This window comes from Alcaligenes sp. DN25 (genome assembly GCF_023674485.1).
In the GTDB taxonomy this organism is placed as follows: Bacteria; Pseudomonadota; Gammaproteobacteria; order Burkholderiales; family Burkholderiaceae_B; genus Alcaligenes; species Alcaligenes phenolicus.
In genome coordinates this window covers 2,588,743-2,611,686 of sequence record NZ_CP098408.1, presented here as the reverse complement: position 1 = coordinate 2,611,686, position 22,944 = coordinate 2,588,743, and the positions used below count along the sequence as shown (strand labels likewise).

Sequence of the window (22,944 nt, the reverse complement as noted above, 5' to 3'; positions counted from 1 at the left end):
TGCGTGTTAGGTCGAATCTTAAGACATTTCGGCCACATGCGTGAGGGGGACGGGGAACGATTCGTGAAGATGCGTGGAATTAGCCTTGTTCTTTCCTTTTATTGTTGGTTTTAGGCAACAGGGAAAGGGTGGGGCCGCTTCTTCAATCCATCATCGATACGATTAGTGGACGATGGATTTTTGACGAATCGACCGTTTCAATCACATATCGCCCGCCTTCTCGCCTCGCTACGCTGCGTCCCTCTATGTGAAAGTGCTAGAATTTCCTCTTGTCCGTTTACGGCTGGCTTACTGCTTAACCCATATCTATAAAGAATTGACCTATGGATTCCTTTGCCAAGGAGACGCTTCCCGTTTCGCTTGAAGAGGAGATGCGCCGCAGCTACCTCGATTACGCCATGAGCGTGATTGTGGGCCGTGCTCTTCCCGACGTGCGAGATGGTTTGAAGCCCGTGCATCGCCGTGTTCTGTTCGCCATGCATGAACTCAATAACGACTGGAATCGTGCCTATAAGAAGTCGGCTCGTATCGTCGGTGATGTGATCGGTAAGTACCACCCTCATGGTGACTCTGCCGTCTATGACACTATCGTGCGTCTGGCGCAGGACTTTTCCATGCGCTACACCCTGGTCGACGGACAAGGTAACTTTGGTTCCATCGACGGGGATAACGCCGCGGCCATGCGTTACACCGAAATCCGTCTGGCCAAGATCGCCCACGAACTGCTGGCCGATATCGACCAGGAAACCGTGGATTTCGTGCCTAACTATGATGGCAGCGAAAAAGAACCGGCCCTGTTGCCTTCGCGTCTGCCCAACCTGCTGGTCAACGGCAGCTCGGGTATTGCCGTGGGTATGGCTACCAATATTCCGCCGCATAACCTGGCTGAAGTGGTCAACGGCTGTCTGTACTGCCTGAGCCACCCCGAGTGCACGGTTGATGAGCTGATCGAATACATCCCGGCCCCCGACTTCCCGACCGGTGCCATTATCTATGGCATGTCCGGTGTGCGCGAAGGCTATCGCACGGGCCGTGGTCGCGTCATCATGCGTGCCAGTACACACTTTGAAGACATGGAAAAGGGCAACCGTCAGGCCATCGTGGTCGACGCCATTCCTTACCAGGTTAACAAGAAGTCGCTGCAGGAACGCATTGCCGAGCTGGTCAACGAAAAACGCATCGAGGGTATCTCCGATATCCGCGACGAGTCCGACAAGGACGGTATGCGTTTGGTCATTGAACTGAAGCGCGGCGAAGTGCCGGAAGTTGTGCTGAACAACCTCTACAAGAATACGCAGTTGCAAGAAACCTTCGGGATGAACATGGTGGCACTGGTCGATGGCCAGCCCCGTCTGCTCAACCTGAAACAGTTGGTGGATTACTTCCTGAGCCACCGCCGCGAAGTGGTTACTCGCCGTACCGTATTCCAGTTGCGCAAAGCGCGCGAGCGCGGTCATGTGCTGGAAGGTCTGGCTGTGGCCCTGGCCAATATTGATGAGTTCATCGAAATCATCAAAGCGGCTCCAACGCCACCGGTTGCCCGTGTCGAGCTGATGGCTCGGTCCTGGGATTCCGGTCTGGTGCGCGAGATGCTGGCCCGTGCCGACACCAGCGCCATTGTGGGCGGCCGCCAGGCTTACCGTCCGGATGATTTGGGCGCTGAATTTGGCATGAACACAGACGGTCTGTACCGTCTGAGCGAAGTGCAGGCCCAGGAAATTCTGAACATGCGCTTGCAGCGCCTGACTGGCCTGGAGCAGGACAAGATTGTTCAGGAGTACCGTGAGGTCATGGACAAGATTGCTGATTTGCTGGACATCCTGTCCAACCCGGCCCGTGTGTCCGCCATTATTGGTGACGAGCTGATCGCCGTGCGCGACGAGTTCTCGGCCACTGGCAAGGACGTTCGTCGCTCGCAAATCGAGCACAACGCCACCGAGCTGGATACCGAGGACCTGATCACCCCTATGGATATGGTGGTGACGCTCTCGCATACCGGCTACATCAAGAGCCAGCCGCTGTCCGAATATCGGGCCCAGCGTCGTGGTGGCCGTGGCAAGCAAGCCACCGCCATGAAAGAGGACGACTGGATCGACAAGTTGTTCATCGCCAATACCCACGATTACCTGCTGTGCTTCTCCAACCGTGGCCGTGTGTACTGGCTCAAGGTCTGGGAAGTGCCTCAAGGTTCACGCAACTCGCGTGGCCGTCCTATCGTCAATATGTTCCCTCTGGAAGATGGCGAGAAGATCAATGTGGTGCTGTCCGTCAAGGAATTTAGCGAAGATCAGTTCGTGTTCATGGCGACCTCGCGCGGTACGGTCAAGAAGACCCCGCTGTCCGACTTCTCCAACCCCCGTAAGGCCGGCATTATTGCTGTGGGCCTGGACGAGGGCGACTACCTGATCGGCGCTCAACTGACCGACGGTGTGCACGACGTCATGTTGTTCTCGGACGCCGGCAAGGCTGTGCGCTTTGACGAGGGCGATGTGCGCCCAATGGGCCGTGCAGCCCGTGGTGTGCGCGGCATGACGCTGGAAGAAGGTCAGTCCGTGATTGCCCTGCTGGTGGCCGAAGACGAAACCCAATCCGTGCTGACCGCCACCGAGAACGGTTTCGGCAAGCGTACCCCGATTGGCGAATACACGCGTCACGGTCGTGGCACCAAGGGCATGATTGCCATCCAGACCTCGGCTCGTAACGGCAAGGTCGTGGGTGCGGTGCTGGTTCGTGAAACCGACGAGATCATGCTGATCACCAACGCTGGTGTGCTGGTACGCACTCGCGTGGCTGAAATCCGCGAAATGGGTCGTGCGACTCAAGGTGTGACCTTGATCAGCGTGGACGATGACAGCGAGCTGTCTGGTGTGTACCGCGTGGTAGAGACCGATGACGAGGTCGACGCCGAGCTGGCCGAAGAGGGTCAGGCGCCAGAAGGTCAGGAGCAGGATAATCAACTTGATTCCGCCCAAGACCAGGCGGACCCTTCCGGCGAGGAAAACGAGTAATGCGTGTATGGAATTTTTCGGCAGGCCCGTCAATGCTGCCGTTGGAAGTGCTGGAGCAAGCCGCTGCTGAAATGACAGATTGGCATGGCACCGGCATGTCCATCATGGAAATGAGCCACCGTAGCAAGGACTATATGGGTGTGCGTGACGAGGCAGAAGCCGATTTGCGCAGCTTGCTGTCCGTGCCCGATGACTTTGCAGTGTTGTTTGTTCAGGGTGGGGCACAAGGCCAGAATGGTCTTTTGCCCTTGAACCTGATTCAGCGCAATGGCAGTGGCAAGGCCGACTACGTGCTTTCGGGCAGCTGGTCGGTCAAGTCCTGCGAAGAGGCTCAGCGCTACGGTGATATTCACGTTGCCGGTACCAGTGGTCAGGCGTGGCAGGATCAGGGCAAGGAATGGGCGCCCTGGACCTGGTTCCCCGAGCCTTCTCAATGGGATGTGCGCCCGGACGCGGCTTACCTGCACGTTTGCACCAATGAAACGATTGGTGGTGTGGAGTTCAACGACATTCCCAAGCTGGATGTGCCTGTTGTTGCAGACGTTTCCTCCAACATCCTGTCCTGCCCGATCGATTTCTCGCGCGTGTCCGTGGCCTATGCCGGGGCGCAAAAGAATGCGGGTATGTCCGGCATCGCCTTGATGATGATACGCAAGGACCTGTTGGGCCATGCCATGGATCTGTGCCCGTCGGCGTTCAACTACGCCAACATTGAAAAGCAGCAGTCCATGTTCAACACGCCGCCTACGTACTCGATCTACATGGCCGGGCTGATGTTCAAGTGGCTGGAGCGCCAGGGTGGTGTGGCTGCCATGCAGGCACGCAATGCGGCCAAGTCCGAAGCTTTATACGGCTTTCTGGATGCGTCCGAGTTCTATAACAACACCGTGCATCCGGCGTATCGCTCGCGCATGAACGTCCCGTTCCTGTTGCGTGATCAGTCCCTCGATTCCCTGTTCCTGGAACAGGCTACGGCTGCAGGTCTGACTTCCCTGAAAGGACACAAGAGCGTGGGCGGTATGCGCGCTTCAATCTATAACGCCATGCCGCTGGAGGGTGTGCAGGCACTTATCGATTTCATGACTGAATTTGAACGACGGAATGGCTAATACCTTAACTGAGCGCCTGCTCCCTTGGCGCAATCGTATTGATGAGCTGGATCGCCAGATCCTGGAGCTGCTCAACGAGCGTGCTCGTGCGGCTTTGGAGGTGGGCAAGATCAAGCAGGACTTCAATACAGAGGAAGTCATCCTCAAGCCCGAACGCGAGGCACGTATTGTGCGTCGCTTGCAGTCAGAAAATGAGGGCCCGTTCACACCGGCAGCAGTCGAAGCGGTGTGGGGGCAGATTATTTCTGCCTGTCGCGGTCTGGAAAGCGTGTTGCGCGTGGCTTATCTGGGCCCGCAGGGCTCTTTTTCCGAGCAAGCCGCCTACGAGCATTTCGGCCATGCTTTGGATGGCCTGCAATGTGATTCCTTCGACGAGGTTTTCCGCAGCGTCGAAGTGGGTCAGGCTGAGGTGGGCATGGTGCCCGTCGAGAACTCGACAGAAGGCGCCGTGAACCGCACGCTGGATTTGCTGCTGAACTCGCCCTTGCGTGTCTTGGGCGAGCGCTCGATTCGTGTGCATCACAATCTGCTGACCCAAACTGGCACGATGGAAGGCGTCACCCGCGTGATGGCCCATCCTCAGGCTTTGGCGCAGTGCCAGAACTGGCTGCAAAAGCATTACCCACAGCTTTTGCGTGAGGCCGCCTCCAGCAACGCTGAAGCAGCACGCATTGCGTCGTCCGATCCTACGGTTGCAGCGATTGCGGGCAATACGGCTGTTACCGCCTGGAATCTGGGGGTGGTCGAGGCCGGTATTCAGGACGATCCGCACAACCGCACCCGTTTCCTGGCCATTGGCAATATCGAGTCCCTGCCTAGCGGTAATGACAAGACCAGCATCATTCTGGCGGTGCCCAACCGGGCTGGTGCTGTTTATGACATGCTGTCTCCTTTGGCTGTGCATGGCGTGTCCATGACTCGCCTGGAGTCGCGTCCTGCACGGACAGGGCAGTGGGAATATTATTTCTACGTAGACCTGATCGGCCATCGTGATGAGCCAGCCATGGCTGCTGCTTTGGCAGAACTGAAGAAACAAGTCGCCTTTTTCAAGATTCTGGGTTCTTACCCCGTAAACGACTTTTAAGCATCAGCAACAAGAAAGGCCTGGGGGGAGGTTTCACCCTCAAGGCCTTATTGTCTGTTCAGGACATGCCTTGTCAGAACGAGTGGCTCGCACAGGATCTGCTTGTTTCGGTCAGTCTTGCGCAGTTGCTTGGTGCGTTGTGCCATCAAGAGCTGGCTAGACAAAATAGAGGCTTTGCGTGTTGCTTTAATCCTTTGATGGGGTTTGGGCAGCCGTCTGGCAAAGTCTGCATCAATATCCCGGTTTTGCTCGTGCTATTTCACGCAATACGCGCAGCATGGACGGCCTGAGAGGGAACGGAATTAATCATGATAGCGTCATCAGAAACTATGGCGCCGCCGCCCTTGGTTCCGGTGCTGGCGATCGTCGGAGTCGGTTTGATTGGCGGCTCTTTGGCTCTGGCGCTCAAGCGCTCCGGGGCGGTAGGAAAAGTGCTGGGCGTAGGTCGGCAGCTGAAAAGCTTGCGACGTGCCCAAGAACTGGGCCTGATTGACGATGTCGCCACGCTTGAGCAAGCCGCGCAGCAAGCGGACCTGATTGTGTTGGCTACGCCTATCGGGGCCATGGCCTCGGTATTGAAAACCTTGCGTCCCCATCTGCGTGACGGCACCTTGATCAGTGACGCAGGTAGCACCAAGGTCGATGTGGTCAGTGTGTCGCGTGAGGCGCTGGGTGATCGTATCAGCCAGTTTGTTCCCGGCCACCCCATCGCCGGTGCGGAGACCGTAGGTCCCGAAGCGGCGCGTGCTGATCTGTACGACGGTCGCAACGTCATCTTGACCCCCCTGGAAGAAAACAGTGCCAGCGCACGCGAGCGTTTGATTGCCGTGTGGGAGGCTTGCGGGGCGCGTGTCATGTTGATGGACCCGGCTACGCATGACGAAGTGCTGGCATCGGTCAGTCATGTGCCGCACTTTTTATCCTCGGTTTTTATGTGGCAGGTGGCCTCCAGTGCCAACTCGGATCAGCGCTTTGCCTTGGCTGGAACTGGCTTTCGGGATTTCACCCGCATTGCAGCCGGATCAGCCGAAGTGTGGCGCGACATTTTTCTGAGTAACCGCGAGGCTGTCTTGGGCCAATTGCAGGAAGTACGTCAGGCCCTGGATCAGGCCGAACAGGCTTTGCAGGACCAGGATGGTCAGGCTTTATACGAATTTTTAGAGCGTGCTGCCTTGGCGCGCCGTTTTTGGGCAAGTAGGAGTGGTTTGCAATGAGCCAAAGCGACAGTCTTGTTTTGAACCCCGTCAGCCGCGCTAGCGGACAACTGCAATTGCCAGGGTCCAAGAGCATTTCTAATCGAGCCCTGTTGTTGGCCGCCTTGGCTCAAGGGCAAACACGCCTGGAAGGCTTGCTGCATTCGGACGATACCCGCGTCATGATAGCCGCTCTGCAGCAAATGGGCGTGGCTGTGCAGGACCTGGGGCAGGGCACGGTAGTGATCGACGGTGGGGCTCCTTTTGCGCACCGCGATGCCGATCTGTTTTTGGGTAATGCCGGTACGGCCTTCCGCTCCTTGACCGCTGCTTTGGGCTTGATGGGTGGTCGCTTCAACCTTAGCGGTATTGCCCGCATGCACGAGCGCCCCATTGGGGATCTGGTGGATGCGCTGCGCAGCCTGGGAGCTGAGGTGCAATATCTGGGGGCAGAGGGCTATCCTCCCTTGGCGATTGGTGAGTTGGTACAGGCTGATCAGCGTCGTGTGTCGGTGAAAGGCTCGGTATCCAGCCAGTTCCTGACAGCCTTGTTAATGGCCGCTCCCTTGTTGACTGCTCGTACGGGCCAGCCTTTGCGTATCGAGGTGGAAGGGGAGTTGATCTCTCAGCCTTATATTGAAATCACGCTGGCCATGATGGCGCGTTTCGGTGTGCAGGTGGAGCGCGACGGCTGGAGCAGCTTTACTGTCCCCGCCGATGCGGCTTATGTCAGCCCCGGCTTGTACGTGGTGGAGGGCGATGCCTCGTCCGCTTCGTATTTCATTGCTTTGGGAGCTATTGGCGGTGGCCCGCTACGTATTCAGGGCGTGGGTACAGAAAGTCTGCAAGGCGATATTCAGTTTGCGGATGTGGCCCAAGCCATGGGTGCTCGTATCGAGCGTCATGCCAATGAACTGATCGTTTCTGGTGAGTGCGTAGCCAAGGGCGACAAGCTCAAGGCCTTTGATCTGGATTTCAACCATATTCCTGACGCCGCCATGACGGCAGCTGCCATGGCCATGTTTGCTGATGGTCCTTGCACCTTGCGCAATATCGCCAGTTGGCGCGTGAAGGAGACAGACCGTATTGATGCCATGCAGGCCGAATTGCGCAAACTGGGGGCAACAGTAGAATCCGGGCCGGACTGGCTGACTGTGCATCCTATTGCCGCCGATCAATGGCGTTCGGCCAGCATCGAAACGTATGATGACCACCGCATTGCCATGTGTTTTTCACTGGCCAGCTTTGGCCCGGTGCCGGTCACCATTCTGGATCCCGGCTGTGTCAGCAAGACGTTCCCCGAGTATTTTTCTGTTTTTGAACAATTGGTGCAGGCATGACAGAGCAGAGCATTCCCGTCATAACCATTGATGGCCCTACCGCTTCCGGTAAAGGGACGATTGCTTCCCTGGTCGCGCAGCGGCTGGGCTGGCATACGCTGGACAGCGGTGCCTTGTATCGCCTGACCGCCTTGTCCTGCCTGCGTCGCGGCGTGGATGTCCAGGACGAGGCCCAGGTCCAGCATGCGGCCCAGAGCCTAAACGTGCAGTTTGACTACCCCCATATCTACATGGATGGCGATGACGTCAGCGACGCTATTCGTCAGGAAGAGGTAGGAAATCTGGCCTCTCAGGTGGCGGCCTTGCCTCTGGTGCGTGAGGCACTTTTGCAACGGCAGCGGGATTTTCGCGTTGCCCCCGGTTTGGTGGGCGATGGGCGCGATATGGGCACAGTTGTGTTCCCGGACGCACCTTTAAAGATATTTTTGCTGGCAGATGCGGAGGTGCGGGCCCAAAGACGCTGTAAACAGTTGAGCGAAAAGGGTATTTCTGCTAATCTTACGAGTCTTTTGGCGGACTTGCGTGCGCGCGACGAACGTGATCGTTCTCGAACTCATGCTCCGCTTGTGCCTGCGCCGGGTGCCCACATTGTGGATTCTTCCCAGCTCAGCATCCAGGAAGTTGTAAATAAGGTGCTCGACCTTTGGTCGGGCATTGCGGTCCCGACAGCCTAATCCCGTGCTGATCGGGCTTTGTTCACTCCACCGGGTTCTGCCTGGTGTGTTTTTTATGGCCATTTTGGCTAACGGATTGATTTAATGTCCACTAACCTTCACACAGACGCAACGGGCGGCGAAAGCTTTGCCGATTTGTTTGCAGAAAGCATTAAAAACCAAGACCTGAAAAGCGGCGAAGTTATCTCCGCCGAGGTTCTGCGTATTGACCACAACTACGTTCTGGTCAATGCTGGCCTGAAGTCCGAAGCACTGATCCCTCTGGAAGAGTTCCTGAACGATCAGGGCGAACTGGAAGTTCAAGCTGGTGACTTTGTTTCCGTGGCAATCGACGCCTTCGAAAACGGCTACGGTGACACCATTCTGTCCCGCGACCGCGCCAAGCGTCTGTCGGCCTGGTTGTCCCTCGAGCAAGCGCTTGAGTCCGGCGAACTGGTCAACGGTACCATCACTGGTAAGGTCAAGGGCGGTCTGACCGTCATGACCAACGGCATCCGCGCCTTCTTGCCCGGTTCGCTGGTTGATCTGCGTCCTGTTAAGGACACCACGCCATACGAAGGCAAGACCCTGGAATTCAAGGTCATCAAGCTCGATCGCAAGCGTAACAACGTCGTGTTGTCGCGTCGCGCTGTGCTGGAAGCCTCCATGGGCGAAGAGCGTCAGAAACTGCTGGAAACCCTGTCCGAAGGCGCTATCGTCAAAGGTATCGTCAAGAACATCACCGATTACGGTGCGTTCGTGGATCTGGGCGGCATCGACGGTCTGCTGCACATCACCGATATGGCATGGCGCCGTGTTCGTCACCCATCCGAAGTTCTGCAGGTGGGTCAGGAAATCGAAGCCAAGGTCCTCAAGTTCGATCAGGAAAAGAGCCGCGTCTCCCTGGGCGTCAAGCAGCTGGGCGAAGATCCATGGATCGGTCTGGCACGTCGCTACCCACAAAACACCCGTCTGTTCGGCAAGGTTACCAACCTGACCGACTACGGTGCATTTGTTGAAGTGGAAGACGGTATCGAAGGTCTGGTTCACGTATCCGAAATGGATTGGACCAACAAGAACGTTGACCCACGCAAGGTTGTGACCTTGGGTGAAGAAGTCGAAGTCATGGTTCTGGAAATCGACGAAGATCGTCGTCGTATCTCCCTGGGCATGAAGCAGTGCCGTGCCAACCCATGGGAAGATTTCGCCATCAACTTCAAGCGCGGCGACAAGGTTCGCGGTGGCATCAAGTCCATCACCGACTTTGGCGTGTTTGTTGGTCTGCCTGGCGGCATCGACGGTCTGGTTCACCTGTCCGACCTGTCCTGGTCCGAGACTGGCGAAGAAGCCGTTCGCAACTTCAAGAAGGGCGACGAAGTTGACGCCGTGGTTCTGGGCATCGACACCGACAAAGAGCGCATTTCCCTGGGTATCAAACAGCTGGAAGGCGATCCGTTCAACAACTTCGTAGCAACCTACGACAAGGGTGCCGTGGTTAGCGGCGTCGTCAAGTCCGTGGAAGCCAAGGGTGCTGTTGTAACTCTGTCGCTGGACGTTGAAGGCTACCTGCGCGCCTCCGAGATTTCCTCGGGCCGTGTTGAAGATGCCACGACGGCTCTGAAAGAAGGTCAGGAAATCGAAACCATGATCTTGAGCGTGGATCGCAAGACCCGTTCGATTCAGTTGTCCATCAAGGCTCGTGATACCGCCGAAACCGCTCAATCCATGGCCCGCCTGACCGAAGCCAGTGCTTCGTCCGGTACGACCAATCTGGGTGCTCTGCTGCGTGCCAAGCTGGACCAGCAGCAACGTGACGACGGTTAATCAGCGTGACAAAGTCTGAGCTGATCGCGTTGTTGGCCAGCCGCTATCCGCAGCTGGCTCTGCGCGATATGGATTTCGCCGTGAAAACGGTTTTGGATTCTATGACCCAGGCCTTGGCCAGCGGTCAACGGATCGAAATCCGAGGGTTTGGCAGCTTTTCGCTCTCTACCCGCTCGCCGCGGGTAGGGCGCAATCCCAAATCGGGTGAAAAAGTGATGGTGCCTGGTAAACAGGTGCCGCACTTCAAGGCCGGCAAGGAATTGCGCGAGCGAGTCGATTCTGTCTTTCTCGAGCAAGAGCAAATCGAAGCAGACGACCAGTCGTCTGCCTTCGAGCAGCTCAATGCGAGAGTCCGTCACGGTTAAGACCTACTTGCATACTGATTACACAGGCCCTTTTCAGGGCCTGTTTTGCGTGTGCGCTAAATTCCGCTTGCACGTACAATCAGACATTATAAAAACACTGTTGGAGCCCTAAAAATGCGCTATCTAGTCTGGGTACTGCGTCTGCTCGTTTTTGTGATCGTGCTGCTGTTCGCACTGAAAAACACGGAACCGGTGCAAGTCAGCTTTTTCGCCGAGCATATTATTCAAGACGTTCCGCTGATCGTCGTAATGCTGGCCGCGTTTATTTTAGGTTTGGTGTTGGGGCTGCTTTTGATGGTGGGCGCGTTGATGCGTCGCCGTCGCGAGGTCAACCGCTTGCGCCGCGAAATGGACCGTCTGCAAGACAGACTGGAGCAAGCGCAGCAATCGCCCGTGAATACGGCTGCTGTGGCGCCCGAGACCGTCGCCCCGCTGGCGCCTTTGTAAGTCCTTGGAGTAAACAGTGGATTTTGAAACCTGGTGGTTGGTTTTTGTACCAATTCTATTTGCCTTGGGCTGGGTCGCCGCGCGGGTGGATTTTCGGCAGATGATGTCCGAAACTCGCACCTTGCCGGATTCCTATTTCAAGGGTTTGAACTTCCTGCTCAATGAAGAGCCGGATCGCGCCATTGACGCCTTTGTGGAAGTGGCCAAGCTGGACCCCGAAACCACCGAGCTGCACTTTGCACTGGGTAGCCTGTTTCGCCGTCGTGGTGAAATGGAGCGCGCTATCCGAGTGCATCAAAGTCTGCTGTCGCGCGCTGATTTGCCAGTTGCAGATCGTGAAAATGCCCAGTTTCAGATTGCCCAGGATTTCCTGAAAGCTGGCATGCTGGACCGAGCCGAGGCCGCTTTTGAAGCGGTGCGTGAAACGCGCTTTGCTATTCCGGCCATGCGCGCCTTGATCCGTATTTATGAGTCCGAGCACGATTGGCCGCGTGCCATTGAAGCGGTGCGCCGTTTGCGTGCCCTGGTCGATGAACCCGTGCCGCAACTGGTGCATTACCAGTGTGAGCAGGCTGAAGGGGCCTTGCAAGGCAAGCAGCCTGATTTTGAACGTGCCGCCAAAGCCTTGGACGAGGCGGATAATGCCATTCGCAAGCTGGGCACGGGCCAAGGCATGTATGCTTCTCAGGCGCGGGTTGCCGGTTTGCGTGCTCGTGTGGCGCGTATGCAAGGCCAGAGCGAGCAGGAGCGGGCTTATCTTGTTTCCATTTTGAGCAGTGCGCCTGAATATGTGGGCCTGTACGCGACCGAGCTGCTGGACAGTTACCGCAAGCTGGGGCGGGGCGAAGAGGGCGTTGCCATGTTGCGCAGTCATTATCAGCAGCATCCCAGCCTGGATATTTTCAATGTGCTGTTCCGTGTTCTGCGCGAACAGGAAGGCCATTTGCAGGCCTGGGCGTTTGCGCGTGATGCCTTGCGTGCCCATCCTTCTCTATTGGGTCTGGACAAGATGCTGGAAGTTGAACTCCAGGATCAAGGGCAGGGCAAGGAAAGTACCGACGGCGCGGAGGCTGTCGGTGTCGATCAGATTATTGCAGGTGCGGATTTAAGCCTGCTGCGTTCCTTGATTCATCGCCACACCCAGCGTCTGGATCGTTATTCCTGCAGTTCTTGCGGCTTTGAAGCTCGCCATTTCTATTGGCAATGTCCCGGCTGCAATTCTTGGGAAACCTATGCACCTCGCCGCCTTGAGGAGCTGAAATGATGACCTTCCCTGGTGAAGCTGTTGCTGCCAGCCGTGTGCTGGTCGTGGGTGACGTCATGCTGGACCGTTACTGGTTTGGCGATGTGGATCGTATCTCCCCCGAAGCACCCGTTCCTGTGGTCAAGATGGGGCGGGTAGAGGACCGTCTGGGTGGTGCCGCCAACGTGGCACGCAATATTGCCGCTTTGGGTGCCCAGGCCAGCCTGCTGGGCGTGATCGGGCAGGACGAAGCGGGCAAGACTGTGCGTGAACTGGCTGAAGCGGACCATGTTCAGGCGCATTGGGTGCAAGATCCGGTCATGCCCACATCGCTGAAGCTGCGCGTGCTGGGTCGCCAGCAACAATTGTTGCGCGTGGATTTTGAAGAAAGCCCGGCCAGCAGTGCTTTGGATCAGTTGCAGCAAAGCATGAGCGACTTGCTGGATCAGCATCAAGTGCTGGTCTTGTCGGACTATGCGAAAGGCGCTTTGGCCCAAGTAGAAAGTTTGATTGCGTTGGCACGATCGAAGAACATTCCTGTTCTGGTCGATCCCAAAGGCAAAACCTACGAGCGCTATCAAGGGGCTACTATCCTGACGCCGAATCGTTCGGAAATGCAGGAAGCCGTGGGCGCTTGGAAAGATGAAGATGATTTGATGCGACGCGCTCAAGATTTGCGTCGCAAGCTGAATTTGGAATGCTTGCTGATTACCCGTTCCGAACAAGGGATGACCTTGTTCACCGAGCAGGGGCGTGAGCATGTGGATGCGCAGGCACAAGAGGTGTTCGATGTCTCGGGTGCCGGGGACACGGTATTGGCAACGCTGGCGGTGATGCGAGCGGCGGGTCTGGACTGGTTGCAGGCCATGCGCTGGGCGAACCGCGCGGGTGGTATCGTGGTCGGAAAATTGGGTACGTCCATTGTGACGGCAAAGGAATTGGCATGATCGTAGTGACCGGTGGCGCTGGCTTTATTGGCAGCAATTTGGTGAAAGGCCTGAACCAGCAGGGTGTGACCGACATTCTGGTGGTGGACGACCTGAGCGATGGCGACAAGTTCGTCAATCTGGTGCATGGCCAAATTGCCGACTATATGGACAAGGACGATTTCCGTGCCCGGTTGGCGCGCGACGAGTTCTCCAATATTGAAGCTGTGTTGCACCAGGGCGCATGTTCGGATACGACCGAGCGCAATGGTCAGTTCATGATGGACAACAACTACCGCGTGACGCTGGAAATCTTCGAGTACTGCCAGGCCAAGCGTATTCCTCTCTTGTATGCTTCGTCCGCCGCTGTTTACGGTGCGGGTCCCTTGTATGCCGAGGACCTCAGCAACGAAGCGCCGTTGAACGTCTACGGCTATTCCAAGTTTCTGTTCGACCAAGTGCTGCGTCGTCATCTGGATAGTCTGCGTGCGCCAGTGGTCGGCCTGCGTTACTTCAATGTCTATGGTCCACAAGAGCAGCACAAAGGTCGTATGGCTTCGGTGGCTTATCACAATATGCTGCAATACCGTCGCGACGGTCATGTACTCTTGTTTGGTGGCTGGGATGGCTATGTGGATGGCGGTCAGCAACGTGACTTCGTCTTTATTGATGATGTCGTGTCGGTGAATCTGCATTTCCTGGGTCAGGACAAGCAGTCGGGCGTGTTCAACTGCGGTTCGGGGCGTGCCCAGCCGTTCAATGATGTGGCCCAGACCGTCGTCAACACCTTGCGTGAGCATGATGGCTTGCCTGCCCTGACATTGGAAGAGTTGGTGACGCAGCAGTTTCTGCAATACATCCCGTTTCCCGATGATCTGAAAGGCCGTTATCAAAGCCACACCCAGGCAGACCTGACACAGTTGCGTGCGGCTGGTTACGACAAGCCTTTCCACGATGTACAGACGGGTGTCGCCGAGTACGTACGCCGTCTGCTGCAGTCGGGGGCTCTGCGCTAAGCAACAGGGCTTTAAAGTCCATGCGGGCTGCCACGCATGGCTAAACGCGGTCTCCGGCCCGCTTTTGCATTCACCCAGGCAGCACCATAAAGGCTTCTTTCCAAGGAGCCTTTATCATGTCTACCTCCCTGATCTTGTCCCCCGTTTCCCATCGCTGGCTGCACTCAATGCAAGGTTGGCGTGCGTCCGTTCTTCGCTTTCTGCTTGCCCTATGCTTATTGGGGCCCTGGAGCTTGGTCGCTGCGGTCGACTTGAATACGGCTGATGCTCAACAATTGCAGCAAATTAAAGGTATAGGCCCCCGCACGGCCGAGTTGATTCTGGAGGAGCGCCAGCGGGGTGGCCCTTTCGACTCTTTGCAGGATTTGGCGGACCGGGTCAAAGGGATAGGCGCGAAAAAGATTATTACGATGGAGCAGTCGGGCCTGAAAGTGGAACCTGCCAAAGCCGCCAGCAAGGCGGTTTCCAATACGGCCGATGCGGATATAAGAAGAAAGCCGTAGCCCTGGGCGTAGACTCGCTTTAAGCTAGTAGTTTGTTTAGTCTGCATGGGCAGTCAGTGCGAGCTGGCTGCCTTCTTGCTCAAGGTAAGAGATTGATCGATGAAAAACTATCCCACCATTGAAGATACCGTTGGCCAAACCCCCTTGGTTCGCTTGCAGCGTATTCCAGGCGAGTTTGGGCAGGCACGCGGTAATGTCTTGTTGGCCAAGCTGGAAGGCAATAACCCTGCCGGTTCGGTGAAAGACCGTGCTGCCAGTTCCATGATTCAGGAGGCCGAGCGCCGCGGTGATATCAAGCCGGGAGACACCTTGATCGAGGCCACCAGTGGCAATACTGGTATTGCACTGGCCATGATTGCGGCCGTGCGTGGCTACAAAATGATTTTGATCATGCCCGATAACCTGTCGCTGGAACGTCGTGCTTCCATGACGGCTTACGGAGCGAAGTTGATTCTGACGCCTGCGGATCAAGGCGGTATGGAATACGCCCGTGATTTGGCGCTGAAGATGCAGGCCGAAGGGCAGGGCAAGGTGCTGGATCAGTTTGCCAACAAGGATAATCCAGCGGCGCACGTGCATAGCACCGGCCCGGAAATCTGGCAGCAAACCGATGGTCAGGTTACTCACTTTGTCAGCGCCATGGGCACGACCGGCACCATCATGGGGGTGGGTAATTACTTGCGTAGCCAGAATAGCGGCATAGTGGTGGTGGGGGCTCAGCCTGCACCAGGGGCGCAAATTGCCGGCATTCGTAAATGGCCAGAAGAGTATCTGCCCAAAATTTACGATCCCTCCAAAGTGGATATGTTCGAGGAAATTGGCCAGCAAGAGGCCGAGATCATGACGCGCCGTATGGCCGCTGAAGAGGGGATCTGTGCCGGTATTTCATCCGGCGGTGCTCTGGTGGCTGCCATGCGCGTTGCTCAGCGCGTAGAAAACGCCACGATCGTGTTCATTGTGTGCGACCGTGGCGACCGTTACCTGTCTACCGGCATCTTTAATTAATTAGGGTTGCCGTAGCCCATTTGTTTGGCCAGTTCGGAAGCCAGATCGGCGACCGAGCTGGCATAAAAGTAACTGCGGTTGTAATGGGTAATGGCAAAGAAGTTGGGCGTGCCCAGGCGATACTCGGTAGTATTGCGTGGCTCGTCCACCAGGTTCACTACACCTAATTGAGCCTGCTGCCAGGGGCCTGCGTTCTGGCTCTGACCTTTCACCGTCGCACCGGCATTATTCAATTGTGCCCAATTAAGTTTGGGATAAATGCCGCCGTCCACCATCGCTTTACTTGCGTTGCTCAATTCGACCGGAGCGAAAACCGGCAGGCCGGGTTCCCAGCCGTGTGCACGCAAGAAGTTGGCAATCGACGCCATGGCATCGGCTGGGTTATTGCGCAGATCAATACGGCCATCTCCATCGCCGTCGACGGCATAGCGTATCAAGCTGCCGGGCATGAACTGGGACATACCCATAGCGCCTGCGAACGAGCCTTGAACAATACGTGCGTCCAGCTCGCCTTGATAATGCAATTCGATCAGGTCAGCTAATTGATCACGGAACAACTGACCACGCTCGGGACGGCTGTCATCCGGATAGGCAAAGCCCAGCGTAAACAAGGCATCCAGCACCTTGAAGTCGCCCATGATTTTGCCGTAGACGGTTTCCACGCCCAGGATGGCCACAATAATAGAGGGCGGTACACCATAGTCTTTGGAAATCTGGTCCAAGGCCAGGCGATGTTTTTGCCAGAACTGGACGCCACCTTGAATGCGGGCCGGGTCTACATTGCGTTTTTTATACGTTACCCAACTGCGCTTGATGCGCCCTTTGGTGGGGCGCATTAATTTAGCGGCGGTCTCGTTATATTGAGCTTGCTGCAACATGTCGGTGACGACATCCAGCGGGATCTTGCGTACTGTCGCCACTTCCTGGGCGTAGCTCGCAATGTCATCGTTTAATTCACCGTTTAATTTAAAAAATTGTGTCCGACCAGAGCGAGATTCACCGGCCTGAATGGACTCGGGTTCGGCCAAAGCCTTGATTGCGACGGTGCCGGTTTTTTTTACCGAGGTCTGGAGGGCCGCGCCGCTGCTGGGTTTGGTGCCCGTGGACGGAGCTTGGGAAGTGGTTGTGGCGCAGCCGGCAGTGCTCAGCGCGATCAGTACTGCTTGCAAAATTCGAGTGGGTCTGAACATAATCCATCCTCATGGAGACACTATATTTTATCCATCCATCATGCCATTTGCATGAGATGGGCCGATGGCATCCGGAAAGTCCGCAGCGACTGGATGCCATAAACGATCAACTGCTATCAAGCGGTCTGGCATCCTATCTGGTTCAGCGACAGGCAAGGCTGGCGACGGATGAGGATATCTTGCGGGTACACGATGCCGCTTATGTGCAAAAGCTCAAAGAGCAATTGCCGCAGCAGGGGTATTTCAATATCGATCCGGACACCTTGATGAATCCGCACACTCTGGAAGCTGCCTATGCCGCTGCCGGAGCGGGCCTGGATGCAGTCGATGGCGTCATGAACGAAGGGGCGACGGGCGCATTTTGTGCGGTACGACCTCCCGGTCATCATGCCGAGCGGGCGCGGGCGATGGGGTTTTGTTTTTTTAACAATATCGCTGTGGCCGTGGCCTATGCGATGGAAAAATATGGCCTCAAGCGTGTGCTGATCGTGGATTTTGATGTGCACCACGGCAATGGAACCGAGCAGATTTTTGCCGGCGACGAGCGGGTTCTGATGTGCAGTTTCTTTCAGTCCCCGTTTTTTCCTGATTCCTTTCAGGACCCGGCGGCGCAAAACATGGTAAATATACCGGTTGAGGCCTACACCAAGTCTGCTCAGATTATCGATCTGTTCAAACAGGTTTGTTTGCCCCGCATAGAGGCGTTTGCCCCTGAAATTGTCTTTTTCTCGGCTGGCTTTGATGCCCACCGTGAAGATGAAATGGGACAGCTCAGCTTGGTTGAGGCCGATTATGCGGAATTGACCGCTATGGTGGTCCAGGCCAGTGCGCCTAGTGCCGGACAACGTCTGGTCAGTATGCTGGAAGGGGGGTACGATCCCTCGTCCCTGGGGCGCAGCGTGGTGGCTCACATCAAGGCCTTCGCCGGGCTTTAGGCGAGTGGCTTCGGGCTTTGGAATTCTTCTAAAGCCTTATTTCAACAGAATAATTTTTATTTAAGACTGCACTGGAGAACATTACATGAAGGTGTTAGTACCCGTGAAACGCGTAGTTGACTATAACGTCAAGGTGCGCGTGAAATCTGACCAAACCGGGGTGGACATTGCCAATGTGAAAATGTCCATGAACCCCTTTGACGAAATCGCTGTCGAAGAGGCCACTCGCCTCAAAGAAAGCGGTGCAGCCACTGAAGTGATCGCTCTTTCTTGCGGCGTTGCACAAAGCCAGGAAACGCTGCGCACGGCTTTGGCCATTGGTGCGGATCGGGCCACCCTGGTGCAAACCGATGCTGAGTTGCAGCCTTTGGCCGTGGCCAAGCTGATCAAGGCCGTGGTGGACAAAGAACAGCCTCAGCTCGTGATTCTGGGCAAACAGGCGATCGACGATGACGCCAACCAAACCGGCCAGATGCTGGCTGCCTTGCTGGACTGGCCACAAGCCACTTTTGCCAGCAAAGTTGAAGTTTCGGGCGACAGCGTGTCGGTCACTCGTGAAGTGGACGGAGGTCTGGAAACACTGAAACTGAGCCTGCCCGCTGTGATCACCACCGACCTGCGCCTGAACGAGCCTCGTTACGTGACACTGCCCAACATCATGAAGGCCAAGAAAAAGCCTTTGGAAACCCTGACTCCCGAAGAGCTGGGCATTGATGTGGCTCCTCGTATCAAAACTCTGAAAGTGACTGAGCCTCCAGCTCGTGCTGCCGGCATTATGGTGCCCGATGTTGCCACACTGGTCGAGAAACTGAAGAACGAAGCGAAGGTGATTTAAATGGCTATCCTTGTTATTGCCGAGCACGACAATCAGCAGCTGAAGGCTGCAACGCTCAACGCCCTGGCTGCCGCTCAGAAGATCGGCGGTGATGTGCATGTTCTGGTCGCAGGCAACCAGGCTGCTGGCGTGGCCCAGGCTGCTGCCAAGGCTCAGGGTGTCAGCAAGGTCCTGTTGGCCGATGGCCCTGCATTGGCTGAAGGCCTGGCCGAGAACGTGGCTGCCCAAGTGCTGGCCATCGCCTCCAATTACAGCCACATCCTGTTCCCGGCAACCGCTTCGGGCAAGAACATTGCCCCTCGCGTTGCGGCCAAGCTGGATGTTGCCCAAGTGTCGGACATTTTGTCCGTGGAGTCGGCGGATACCTTCACCCGTCCTATTTATGCCGGTAATGCTGTGGCGACCGTTCAGTCCAGCGATGCCGTTAAAGTGATCACCGTGCGTACCACCGCCTTTGACGCTGTGGCCGCTGAAGGTGGTAGTGCCGCTGTTGAAGAGCTGAGCGCCGTGGCTGATTCGGGCCGTTCTACGTTCGTCAGCCGTGAAGTGGCCAAGAGCGACCGTCCTGAGCTGGCGGGTGCCGGTGTGGTCGTGTCCGGTGGTCGCGGTATGGGCAGCGCCGAAAACTTCAAATTGCTGGACGGTCTGGCTGACAAGCTGGGCGCGGCACTGGGTGCTTCGCGCGCTGCAGTGGACGCCGGCTATGCTCCGAACGACTGGCAGGTGGGTCAGACAGGCAAGATCGTGGCTCCTCAGCTATACGTGGCCGTGGGTATTTCCGGTGCCATCCAGCACTTGGCTGGCATGAAAGACTCCAAGGTTATCGTGGCGATCAACAAAGATCCCGAAGCGCCTATTTTTGGCGTGGCCGACTACGGTTTGGTCGCGGATCTGTTTGAAGCTGTGCCTGAGTTAGAAAAAGCGCTCTAAGCGCCCATCGGCCTGCTGGGGACTTCTCCAGCAGGCTTTTTTTCAGTGCGTATATCCTAGGGGCCTGATTGTGGCTTCGGTCCTTTTTGTTTCTGTGTAGGAGTGTTCATGACGTATCGTGTACCCACCCAAGACATCCGCTTTGCACTTACAGAGCTGGCTGATCTACCTGGTGTGCTGGAATTGCCTGGCTTTGAGGATTTCTCGGCCGAGTTGATCGATGCCATTATTGATGAGAACGCCCGCTTCGTTGAGCAGGAAGTAGCACCTTTGAACCGCGCCGGTGATCAGAATGGCGCCAAGTGGAATGATGGTGTGGTCACCACCACACCCGGCTTCAAGAAAGCCTTTGAAGAATTTGCAAAAGCTGGCTGGCAGGGTTTGCAGCACGAAGCCGAACTGGGTGGCCAAGGCTTGCCCAAGCTGATCGGCGCCGTGGCATGTGAAAATATCAATGCTGCCAACCTGGCTTTTTCCCTGTGTCCGTTGCTGACCGACGGCGTGATCGAAGCCGTGTCCATGGTTGGCTCGGAAGAACAGAAACAACGTTTCCTGCCTCCCTTGCTGGAAGGCCGCTGGACCGGCACCATGAACTTGACCGAGCCTCAGGCCGGTTCGGATCTGGCCCAAGTTGCCAGCCGTGCTGTTCCTCAGGATGATGGCAGCTACCGCATCAGCGGTCAAAAGATTTTCATCACCTACGGTGAGCACGATATGGCCGAGAACATCGTCCATCTGGTGCTGGCCCGTACGCCTGATGCACCTGCCGGTGTGAAAGGGATCTCGCTTTTCATCGTGCCCAAGTTCATGGTGAACGACGATGGCTCCCTGGGCGCCCGTAACGACGTCTGGTGTGCTTCGCTGGAGCACAAGCTGGGCATCCACGGTAGCCCAACCGCTGTGCTGCTGTACGGCTCAGGCAAGGGTGAGGTGGGCGAGGGTGCCGTCGGCTACCTGGTCGGCAAGGAAAACGAAGGTCTGAAGTACATGTTCATCATGATGAACGCGGCCCGTTACGCGGTGGGCGTGCAAGGTATCGCCGTGGCCGAACGTGCATTCCAGCAGGCTCTTGAATACGCCAACGAGCGTGTACAGGGTGCGCCTCTGACTGGCGGCAAGGCTGTGTCGATTGCCCATCACCCCGACGTGCAGCGCATGTTGGTGCAAATGCGTGCCCTGACAGAAGGCTCCCGTGCCTTGGCTTACTTTGCTGCCGGTGTGAACGACAAGGCGCGTCACAGTGCCGACGAAAATGCCCGCAAGCGCTACCAGGCTCTGTACGAATTCCTGGTGCCTGTGGTCAAGGGTTTCAGCACTGAAATGTCCCTGGAAGTGACTTCCCTGGGCGTGCAGGTGCACGGTGGTATGGGCTTTATCGAGGAAACTGGTGCGGCCCAGCATTACCGTGACTCGCGCATTCTGCCTATCTACGAAGGGACAACCGCGATTCAGGCCAATGACTTCATCGGTCGCAAGGTTCTGCGTGACGCCGGTGCTGTGATCCAGGGCTTGGCTCCCGAGTTGGGTGCAACTGTTGCCAAGCTGCGTGAGCGTGCGGCTCAAGGCGGTGATCACAAAGCGGCGTTGACCTTGATCGCCGATCGTCTGGAAGCCGGAGTGAAGAGCGTGGAACGCGCTGCCATGTTCACCTTGATGAACGCTCAGAAAGACCTGCCTGCCGTGTTCCTGGGCAGCGTGCCATTCTTGATGCTGTCCGGCTATGTGCTGACTGGCTGGCAGATGGCCCGTGCCGCTTTGGCTGCGGAGAAAGCATTGAGCGAAGGCAGCCAGGATCCATTCCTGCGCCGCAAGCTCTCGACCAGCGTGTTCTTTGCCAGCCACTTGCTGCCACGTGCCGGTGCCTTGGCACAGTCCGTAGCGGATGGTGTGGAGCTGACTCCTTACCTGTCGACTGAGCTGCTGTAACTCGATCAGCCCCAAGGCATAAAGGCCCGCGCCGCTTCTTTGGCTGCCGGGCCTTTTTTGGGTATATTGATATAACGTTTAATTATTTGAAACGTGCTCTTTATACTGACAAAATCATCTGACTAGTCCTGATTATTTAAGTCGGTGATCTCCTGATCGCGGCTGCATTTCGAAAAGAGGAACGTAATGGCTACACTTCGTCTGGGTGACCTGGCCCCTGATTTTGAACAAAAATCCTCCGCTGGCACCATCAAGTTTCACGAGTTCTTGGGTAATAGCTGGGGCGTTCTGTTCTCCCACCCAGCCGACTTTACGCCTGTGTGCACCACCGAACTGGGTTACACCGCCAAACTGGCGGACGAGTTCGCCAAGCGCGGCGTGAAAGTGATTGCCGTTTCCGTTGACGACGTTGATTCCCACGGCAAGTGGATTGATGACATCAACGAAACACAAAAAACCACCGTTAACTTCCCCATCCTGGCTGATGCTGACCGCAAGGTGTCGGATCTGTACGATATGATTCACCCCAACGCCAGCACCACCGTGACTGTGCGTTCGGTGTTCATCATCGACCCGGCCAAGAAAGTGCGTCTGATCATCACTTACCCAGCCAGCACGGGCCGCAACTTCAACGAGATCCTGCGCGTGATCGATTCCCTGCAACTGACCGACAGCCACAGCGTGGCCACGCCAGTGAACTGGGAAGACGGCGACGACGTGATCATCGTTCCCAGCCTGAAAGATCCGGAAGTTCTGAAGCAGAAATTCCCCAAAGGCTACACCGAGATCCGTCCTTACCTGCGTGTGACGCCTCAGCCTAACAAGTAATCGCCACTTGGCCTTTAGGCTCAGTCAGAAAGCCCTCCTGCTTATGGCACGAGGGCTTTTTTGTGGGTACAGCCTTTCCAGGTAGACGGCTCTCGCTTGGGCTCAGCGCATGTCCTGGTGTTTTTTCAAGGGTTTCTGGGGATCACAATTACGGCATAGAACTACTGTATAAAACCACGGGGTAATCACAGTTTTCCAGCTGCGGAGGGGAGAGGGCAGGCAAGCCAAGCCTGGTAAGAAATTGACTGCAGCTGGCTTCAGGACTGGGGTTCAGCGCATCAGTGGACAAGGCGCAACATTCGCGCAGGTACTAATTGCACTAAAAGCTGGTTTTAAGTACAGTACTGTATAAGAAAACAGTAATCGGAGTTAGCCATGCCCAGTCCAAGCCGTCATTACCGTCCTCAAGCCACTCCTCGTTTCCGTGGCCCAGTCCGTTCCGCAGCCTCGTCCAGTCCGTTCACCAAGCCTCTGTCTTTCAAGGCCAAGGTCATGGATGTGTGTTTGGTTGCCGTGTGGGGTGCCAGTATTCCTGGCTTGTTGTGGTTGGGCAGCATGGGCGGGTTTTAAGGCCACGCCCTTGT

General features: G+C 56.4%; 21 protein-coding genes. 20 read left to right on the top strand and 1 reads right to left on the bottom strand.

Translation table 11 applies throughout. The features are described from left to right. Positions 1-323: 323 nt before the first annotated feature. The 14 genes from gyrA (at position 324) to cysM (ending at position 15,716) form a co-directional block, all read left to right on the top strand. Positions 324-3,008 (top strand): DNA gyrase subunit A, encoded by a 2,685-nt coding sequence (gene gyrA, locus NBV64_RS12185; protein ID WP_035272681.1) that lies wholly within the window; start codon positions 324-326, stop codon positions 3,006-3,008. After that, on the top strand, positions 3,008-4,117 hold the full coding sequence (gene serC / locus NBV64_RS12180; protein WP_009463913.1) for a 3-phosphoserine/phosphohydroxythreonine transaminase: 1,110 nt from the start codon (positions 3,008-3,010) through the stop codon (positions 4,115-4,117). The genes gyrA and serC overlap by 1 nt, the downstream gene beginning before the upstream one ends. Next, complete coding sequence (pheA, locus tag NBV64_RS12175; protein WP_026482974.1) at positions 4,110-5,201, top strand: prephenate dehydratase; 1,092 nt, start codon at positions 4,110-4,112, stop codon at positions 5,199-5,201. The genes serC and pheA overlap by 8 nt, the downstream gene beginning before the upstream one ends. A gap of 329 nt (positions 5,202-5,530) precedes the next feature. Beyond that, positions 5,531-6,415 (top strand): prephenate dehydrogenase, encoded by an 885-nt coding sequence (locus NBV64_RS12170; RefSeq protein WP_250757240.1) that lies wholly within the window; start codon positions 5,531-5,533, stop codon positions 6,413-6,415. Then, positions 6,412-7,734, top strand: a complete 1,323-nt coding sequence (gene aroA, locus NBV64_RS12165) for a 3-phosphoshikimate 1-carboxyvinyltransferase (protein WP_009463909.1) — start codon at positions 6,412-6,414, stop codon at positions 7,732-7,734. Before NBV64_RS12170 ends, aroA begins: the two co-directional genes overlap by 4 nt. Further along, positions 7,731-8,408, top strand: a complete 678-nt coding sequence (gene cmk, locus NBV64_RS12160) for a (d)CMP kinase (protein WP_203145669.1) — start codon at positions 7,731-7,733, stop codon at positions 8,406-8,408. The genes aroA and cmk overlap by 4 nt, the downstream gene beginning before the upstream one ends. Positions 8,409-8,492: 84 nt before the next feature. Continuing rightward, a complete protein-coding gene (gene rpsA / locus NBV64_RS12155; protein WP_022983279.1) occupies positions 8,493-10,211 on the top strand; it encodes a 30S ribosomal protein S1 in 1,719 nt (572 codons plus the stop codon). Positions 10,212-10,216: 5 nt separating this feature from the next. Continuing rightward, complete coding sequence (locus tag NBV64_RS12150; protein ID WP_026482971.1) at positions 10,217-10,576, top strand: integration host factor subunit beta; 360 nt, start codon at positions 10,217-10,219, stop codon at positions 10,574-10,576. 114 nt (positions 10,577-10,690) lie between these two features. Beyond that, on the top strand, positions 10,691-11,023 hold the full coding sequence (locus tag NBV64_RS12145) for a lipopolysaccharide assembly protein LapA domain-containing protein (RefSeq protein WP_250755870.1): 333 nt from the start codon (positions 10,691-10,693) through the stop codon (positions 11,021-11,023). Positions 11,024-11,039: 16 nt separating this feature from the next. Next, positions 11,040-12,287, top strand: a complete 1,248-nt coding sequence (lapB, locus tag NBV64_RS12140; RefSeq protein WP_250755869.1) for a lipopolysaccharide assembly protein LapB — start codon at positions 11,040-11,042, stop codon at positions 12,285-12,287. After that, positions 12,284-13,213, top strand: a complete 930-nt coding sequence (gene rfaE1 / locus NBV64_RS12135; protein WP_250755868.1) for a D-glycero-beta-D-manno-heptose-7-phosphate kinase — start codon at positions 12,284-12,286, stop codon at positions 13,211-13,213. Before lapB ends, rfaE1 begins: the two co-directional genes overlap by 4 nt. Then, a complete protein-coding gene (gene rfaD / locus NBV64_RS12130) occupies positions 13,210-14,208 on the top strand; it encodes an ADP-glyceromanno-heptose 6-epimerase (protein WP_088450358.1) in 999 nt (332 codons plus the stop codon). Before rfaE1 ends, rfaD begins: the two co-directional genes overlap by 4 nt. Positions 14,209-14,324: 116 nt before the next feature. Next, positions 14,325-14,711, top strand: a complete 387-nt coding sequence (locus tag NBV64_RS12125) for a ComEA family DNA-binding protein (RefSeq protein ID WP_250755867.1) — start codon at positions 14,325-14,327, stop codon at positions 14,709-14,711. Between the two features lie 99 nt (positions 14,712-14,810). Continuing rightward, positions 14,811-15,716, top strand: a complete 906-nt coding sequence (gene cysM, locus NBV64_RS12120; RefSeq protein ID WP_042481700.1) for a cysteine synthase CysM — start codon at positions 14,811-14,813, stop codon at positions 15,714-15,716. Here the strand turns inward: cysM and mltB are convergent. Further along, the gene (gene mltB / locus NBV64_RS12115) at positions 15,713-16,906 is read right to left on the bottom strand and encodes a lytic murein transglycosylase B (RefSeq protein WP_250755866.1); all 1,194 of its coding nucleotides are present in this window, start codon (positions 16,904-16,906) and stop codon (positions 15,713-15,715) included. The genes cysM and mltB overlap by 4 nt on opposite strands. A gap of 11 nt (positions 16,907-16,917) precedes the next feature. On the opposite strand from mltB, the gene NBV64_RS12110 reads away from it, so the two are divergent. From NBV64_RS12110 to NBV64_RS12085, 6 genes are all read left to right on the top strand, one after another. Next, positions 16,918-17,841, top strand: coding sequence for a histone deacetylase family protein (locus NBV64_RS12110; protein ID WP_250755865.1), 924 nt, complete (start codon positions 16,918-16,920; stop codon positions 17,839-17,841). Between the two features lie 85 nt (positions 17,842-17,926). Further along, positions 17,927-18,676, top strand: coding sequence for an electron transfer flavoprotein subunit beta/FixA family protein (locus tag NBV64_RS12105; protein ID WP_009456000.1), 750 nt, complete (start codon positions 17,927-17,929; stop codon positions 18,674-18,676). Next, positions 18,677-19,606 carry an electron transfer flavoprotein subunit alpha/FixB family protein gene (locus NBV64_RS12100; protein ID WP_026482963.1) on the top strand — a complete coding sequence of 310 codons (930 nt, stop codon included), beginning with the start codon at positions 18,677-18,679 and terminating at the stop codon, positions 19,604-19,606. Positions 19,607-19,714: 108 nt separating this feature from the next. Beyond that, positions 19,715-21,532, top strand: a complete 1,818-nt coding sequence (locus tag NBV64_RS12095) for an acyl-CoA dehydrogenase (protein WP_022983277.1) — start codon at positions 19,715-19,717, stop codon at positions 21,530-21,532. A 186-nt stretch (positions 21,533-21,718) separates the two neighbouring features. After that, entirely contained in the window at positions 21,719-22,360 is a 642-nt protein-coding gene (locus NBV64_RS12090) for a peroxiredoxin (protein ID WP_009455994.1), read from the top strand. A 375-nt stretch (positions 22,361-22,735) separates the two neighbouring features. Next, entirely contained in the window at positions 22,736-22,930 is a 195-nt protein-coding gene (locus NBV64_RS12085) for a hypothetical protein (protein WP_250755864.1), read from the top strand. The last annotated feature ends 14 nt before the right edge of the window (positions 22,931-22,944 follow it).

Excerpts from the sequence above, each read along its gene's own strand:
- gyrA (WP_035272681.1), top strand. The coding sequence starts at position 324 with ATGGATTCCTTTGCCAAGGAGACGCTTCCCGTTTCGCTTGAAGAGGAG.
- serC (WP_009463913.1), top strand. The coding sequence starts at position 3,008 with ATGCGTGTATGGAATTTTTCGGCAGGCCCGTCAATGCTGCCGTTGGAA.
- pheA (WP_026482974.1), top strand. The coding sequence starts at position 4,110 with ATGGCTAATACCTTAACTGAGCGCCTGCTCCCTTGGCGCAATCGTATT.
- NBV64_RS12170 (WP_250757240.1), top strand. The coding sequence starts at position 5,531 with ATGGCGCCGCCGCCCTTGGTTCCGGTGCTGGCGATCGTCGGAGTCGGT.
- aroA (WP_009463909.1), top strand. The coding sequence starts at position 6,412 with ATGAGCCAAAGCGACAGTCTTGTTTTGAACCCCGTCAGCCGCGCTAGC.
- cmk (WP_203145669.1), top strand. The coding sequence starts at position 7,731 with ATGACAGAGCAGAGCATTCCCGTCATAACCATTGATGGCCCTACCGCT.
- rpsA (WP_022983279.1), top strand. The coding sequence starts at position 8,493 with ATGTCCACTAACCTTCACACAGACGCAACGGGCGGCGAAAGCTTTGCC.
- NBV64_RS12145 (WP_250755870.1), top strand. The coding sequence starts at position 10,691 with ATGCGCTATCTAGTCTGGGTACTGCGTCTGCTCGTTTTTGTGATCGTG.
- rfaE1 (WP_250755868.1), top strand. The coding sequence starts at position 12,284 with ATGATGACCTTCCCTGGTGAAGCTGTTGCTGCCAGCCGTGTGCTGGTC.
- rfaD (WP_088450358.1), top strand. The coding sequence starts at position 13,210 with ATGATCGTAGTGACCGGTGGCGCTGGCTTTATTGGCAGCAATTTGGTG.
- NBV64_RS12125 (WP_250755867.1), top strand. The coding sequence starts at position 14,325 with ATGTCTACCTCCCTGATCTTGTCCCCCGTTTCCCATCGCTGGCTGCAC.
- cysM (WP_042481700.1), top strand. The coding sequence starts at position 14,811 with ATGAAAAACTATCCCACCATTGAAGATACCGTTGGCCAAACCCCCTTG.
- mltB (WP_250755866.1), bottom strand. The coding sequence starts at position 16,906 with ATGTTCAGACCCACTCGAATTTTGCAAGCAGTACTGATCGCGCTGAGC.
- NBV64_RS12110 (WP_250755865.1), top strand. The coding sequence starts at position 16,918 with ATGGAGACACTATATTTTATCCATCCATCATGCCATTTGCATGAGATG.
- NBV64_RS12105 (WP_009456000.1), top strand. The coding sequence starts at position 17,927 with ATGAAGGTGTTAGTACCCGTGAAACGCGTAGTTGACTATAACGTCAAG.
- NBV64_RS12100 (WP_026482963.1), top strand. The coding sequence starts at position 18,677 with ATGGCTATCCTTGTTATTGCCGAGCACGACAATCAGCAGCTGAAGGCT.
- NBV64_RS12095 (WP_022983277.1), top strand. The coding sequence starts at position 19,715 with ATGACGTATCGTGTACCCACCCAAGACATCCGCTTTGCACTTACAGAG.
- NBV64_RS12090 (WP_009455994.1), top strand. The coding sequence starts at position 21,719 with ATGGCTACACTTCGTCTGGGTGACCTGGCCCCTGATTTTGAACAAAAA.
- NBV64_RS12085 (WP_250755864.1), top strand. The coding sequence starts at position 22,736 with ATGCCCAGTCCAAGCCGTCATTACCGTCCTCAAGCCACTCCTCGTTTC.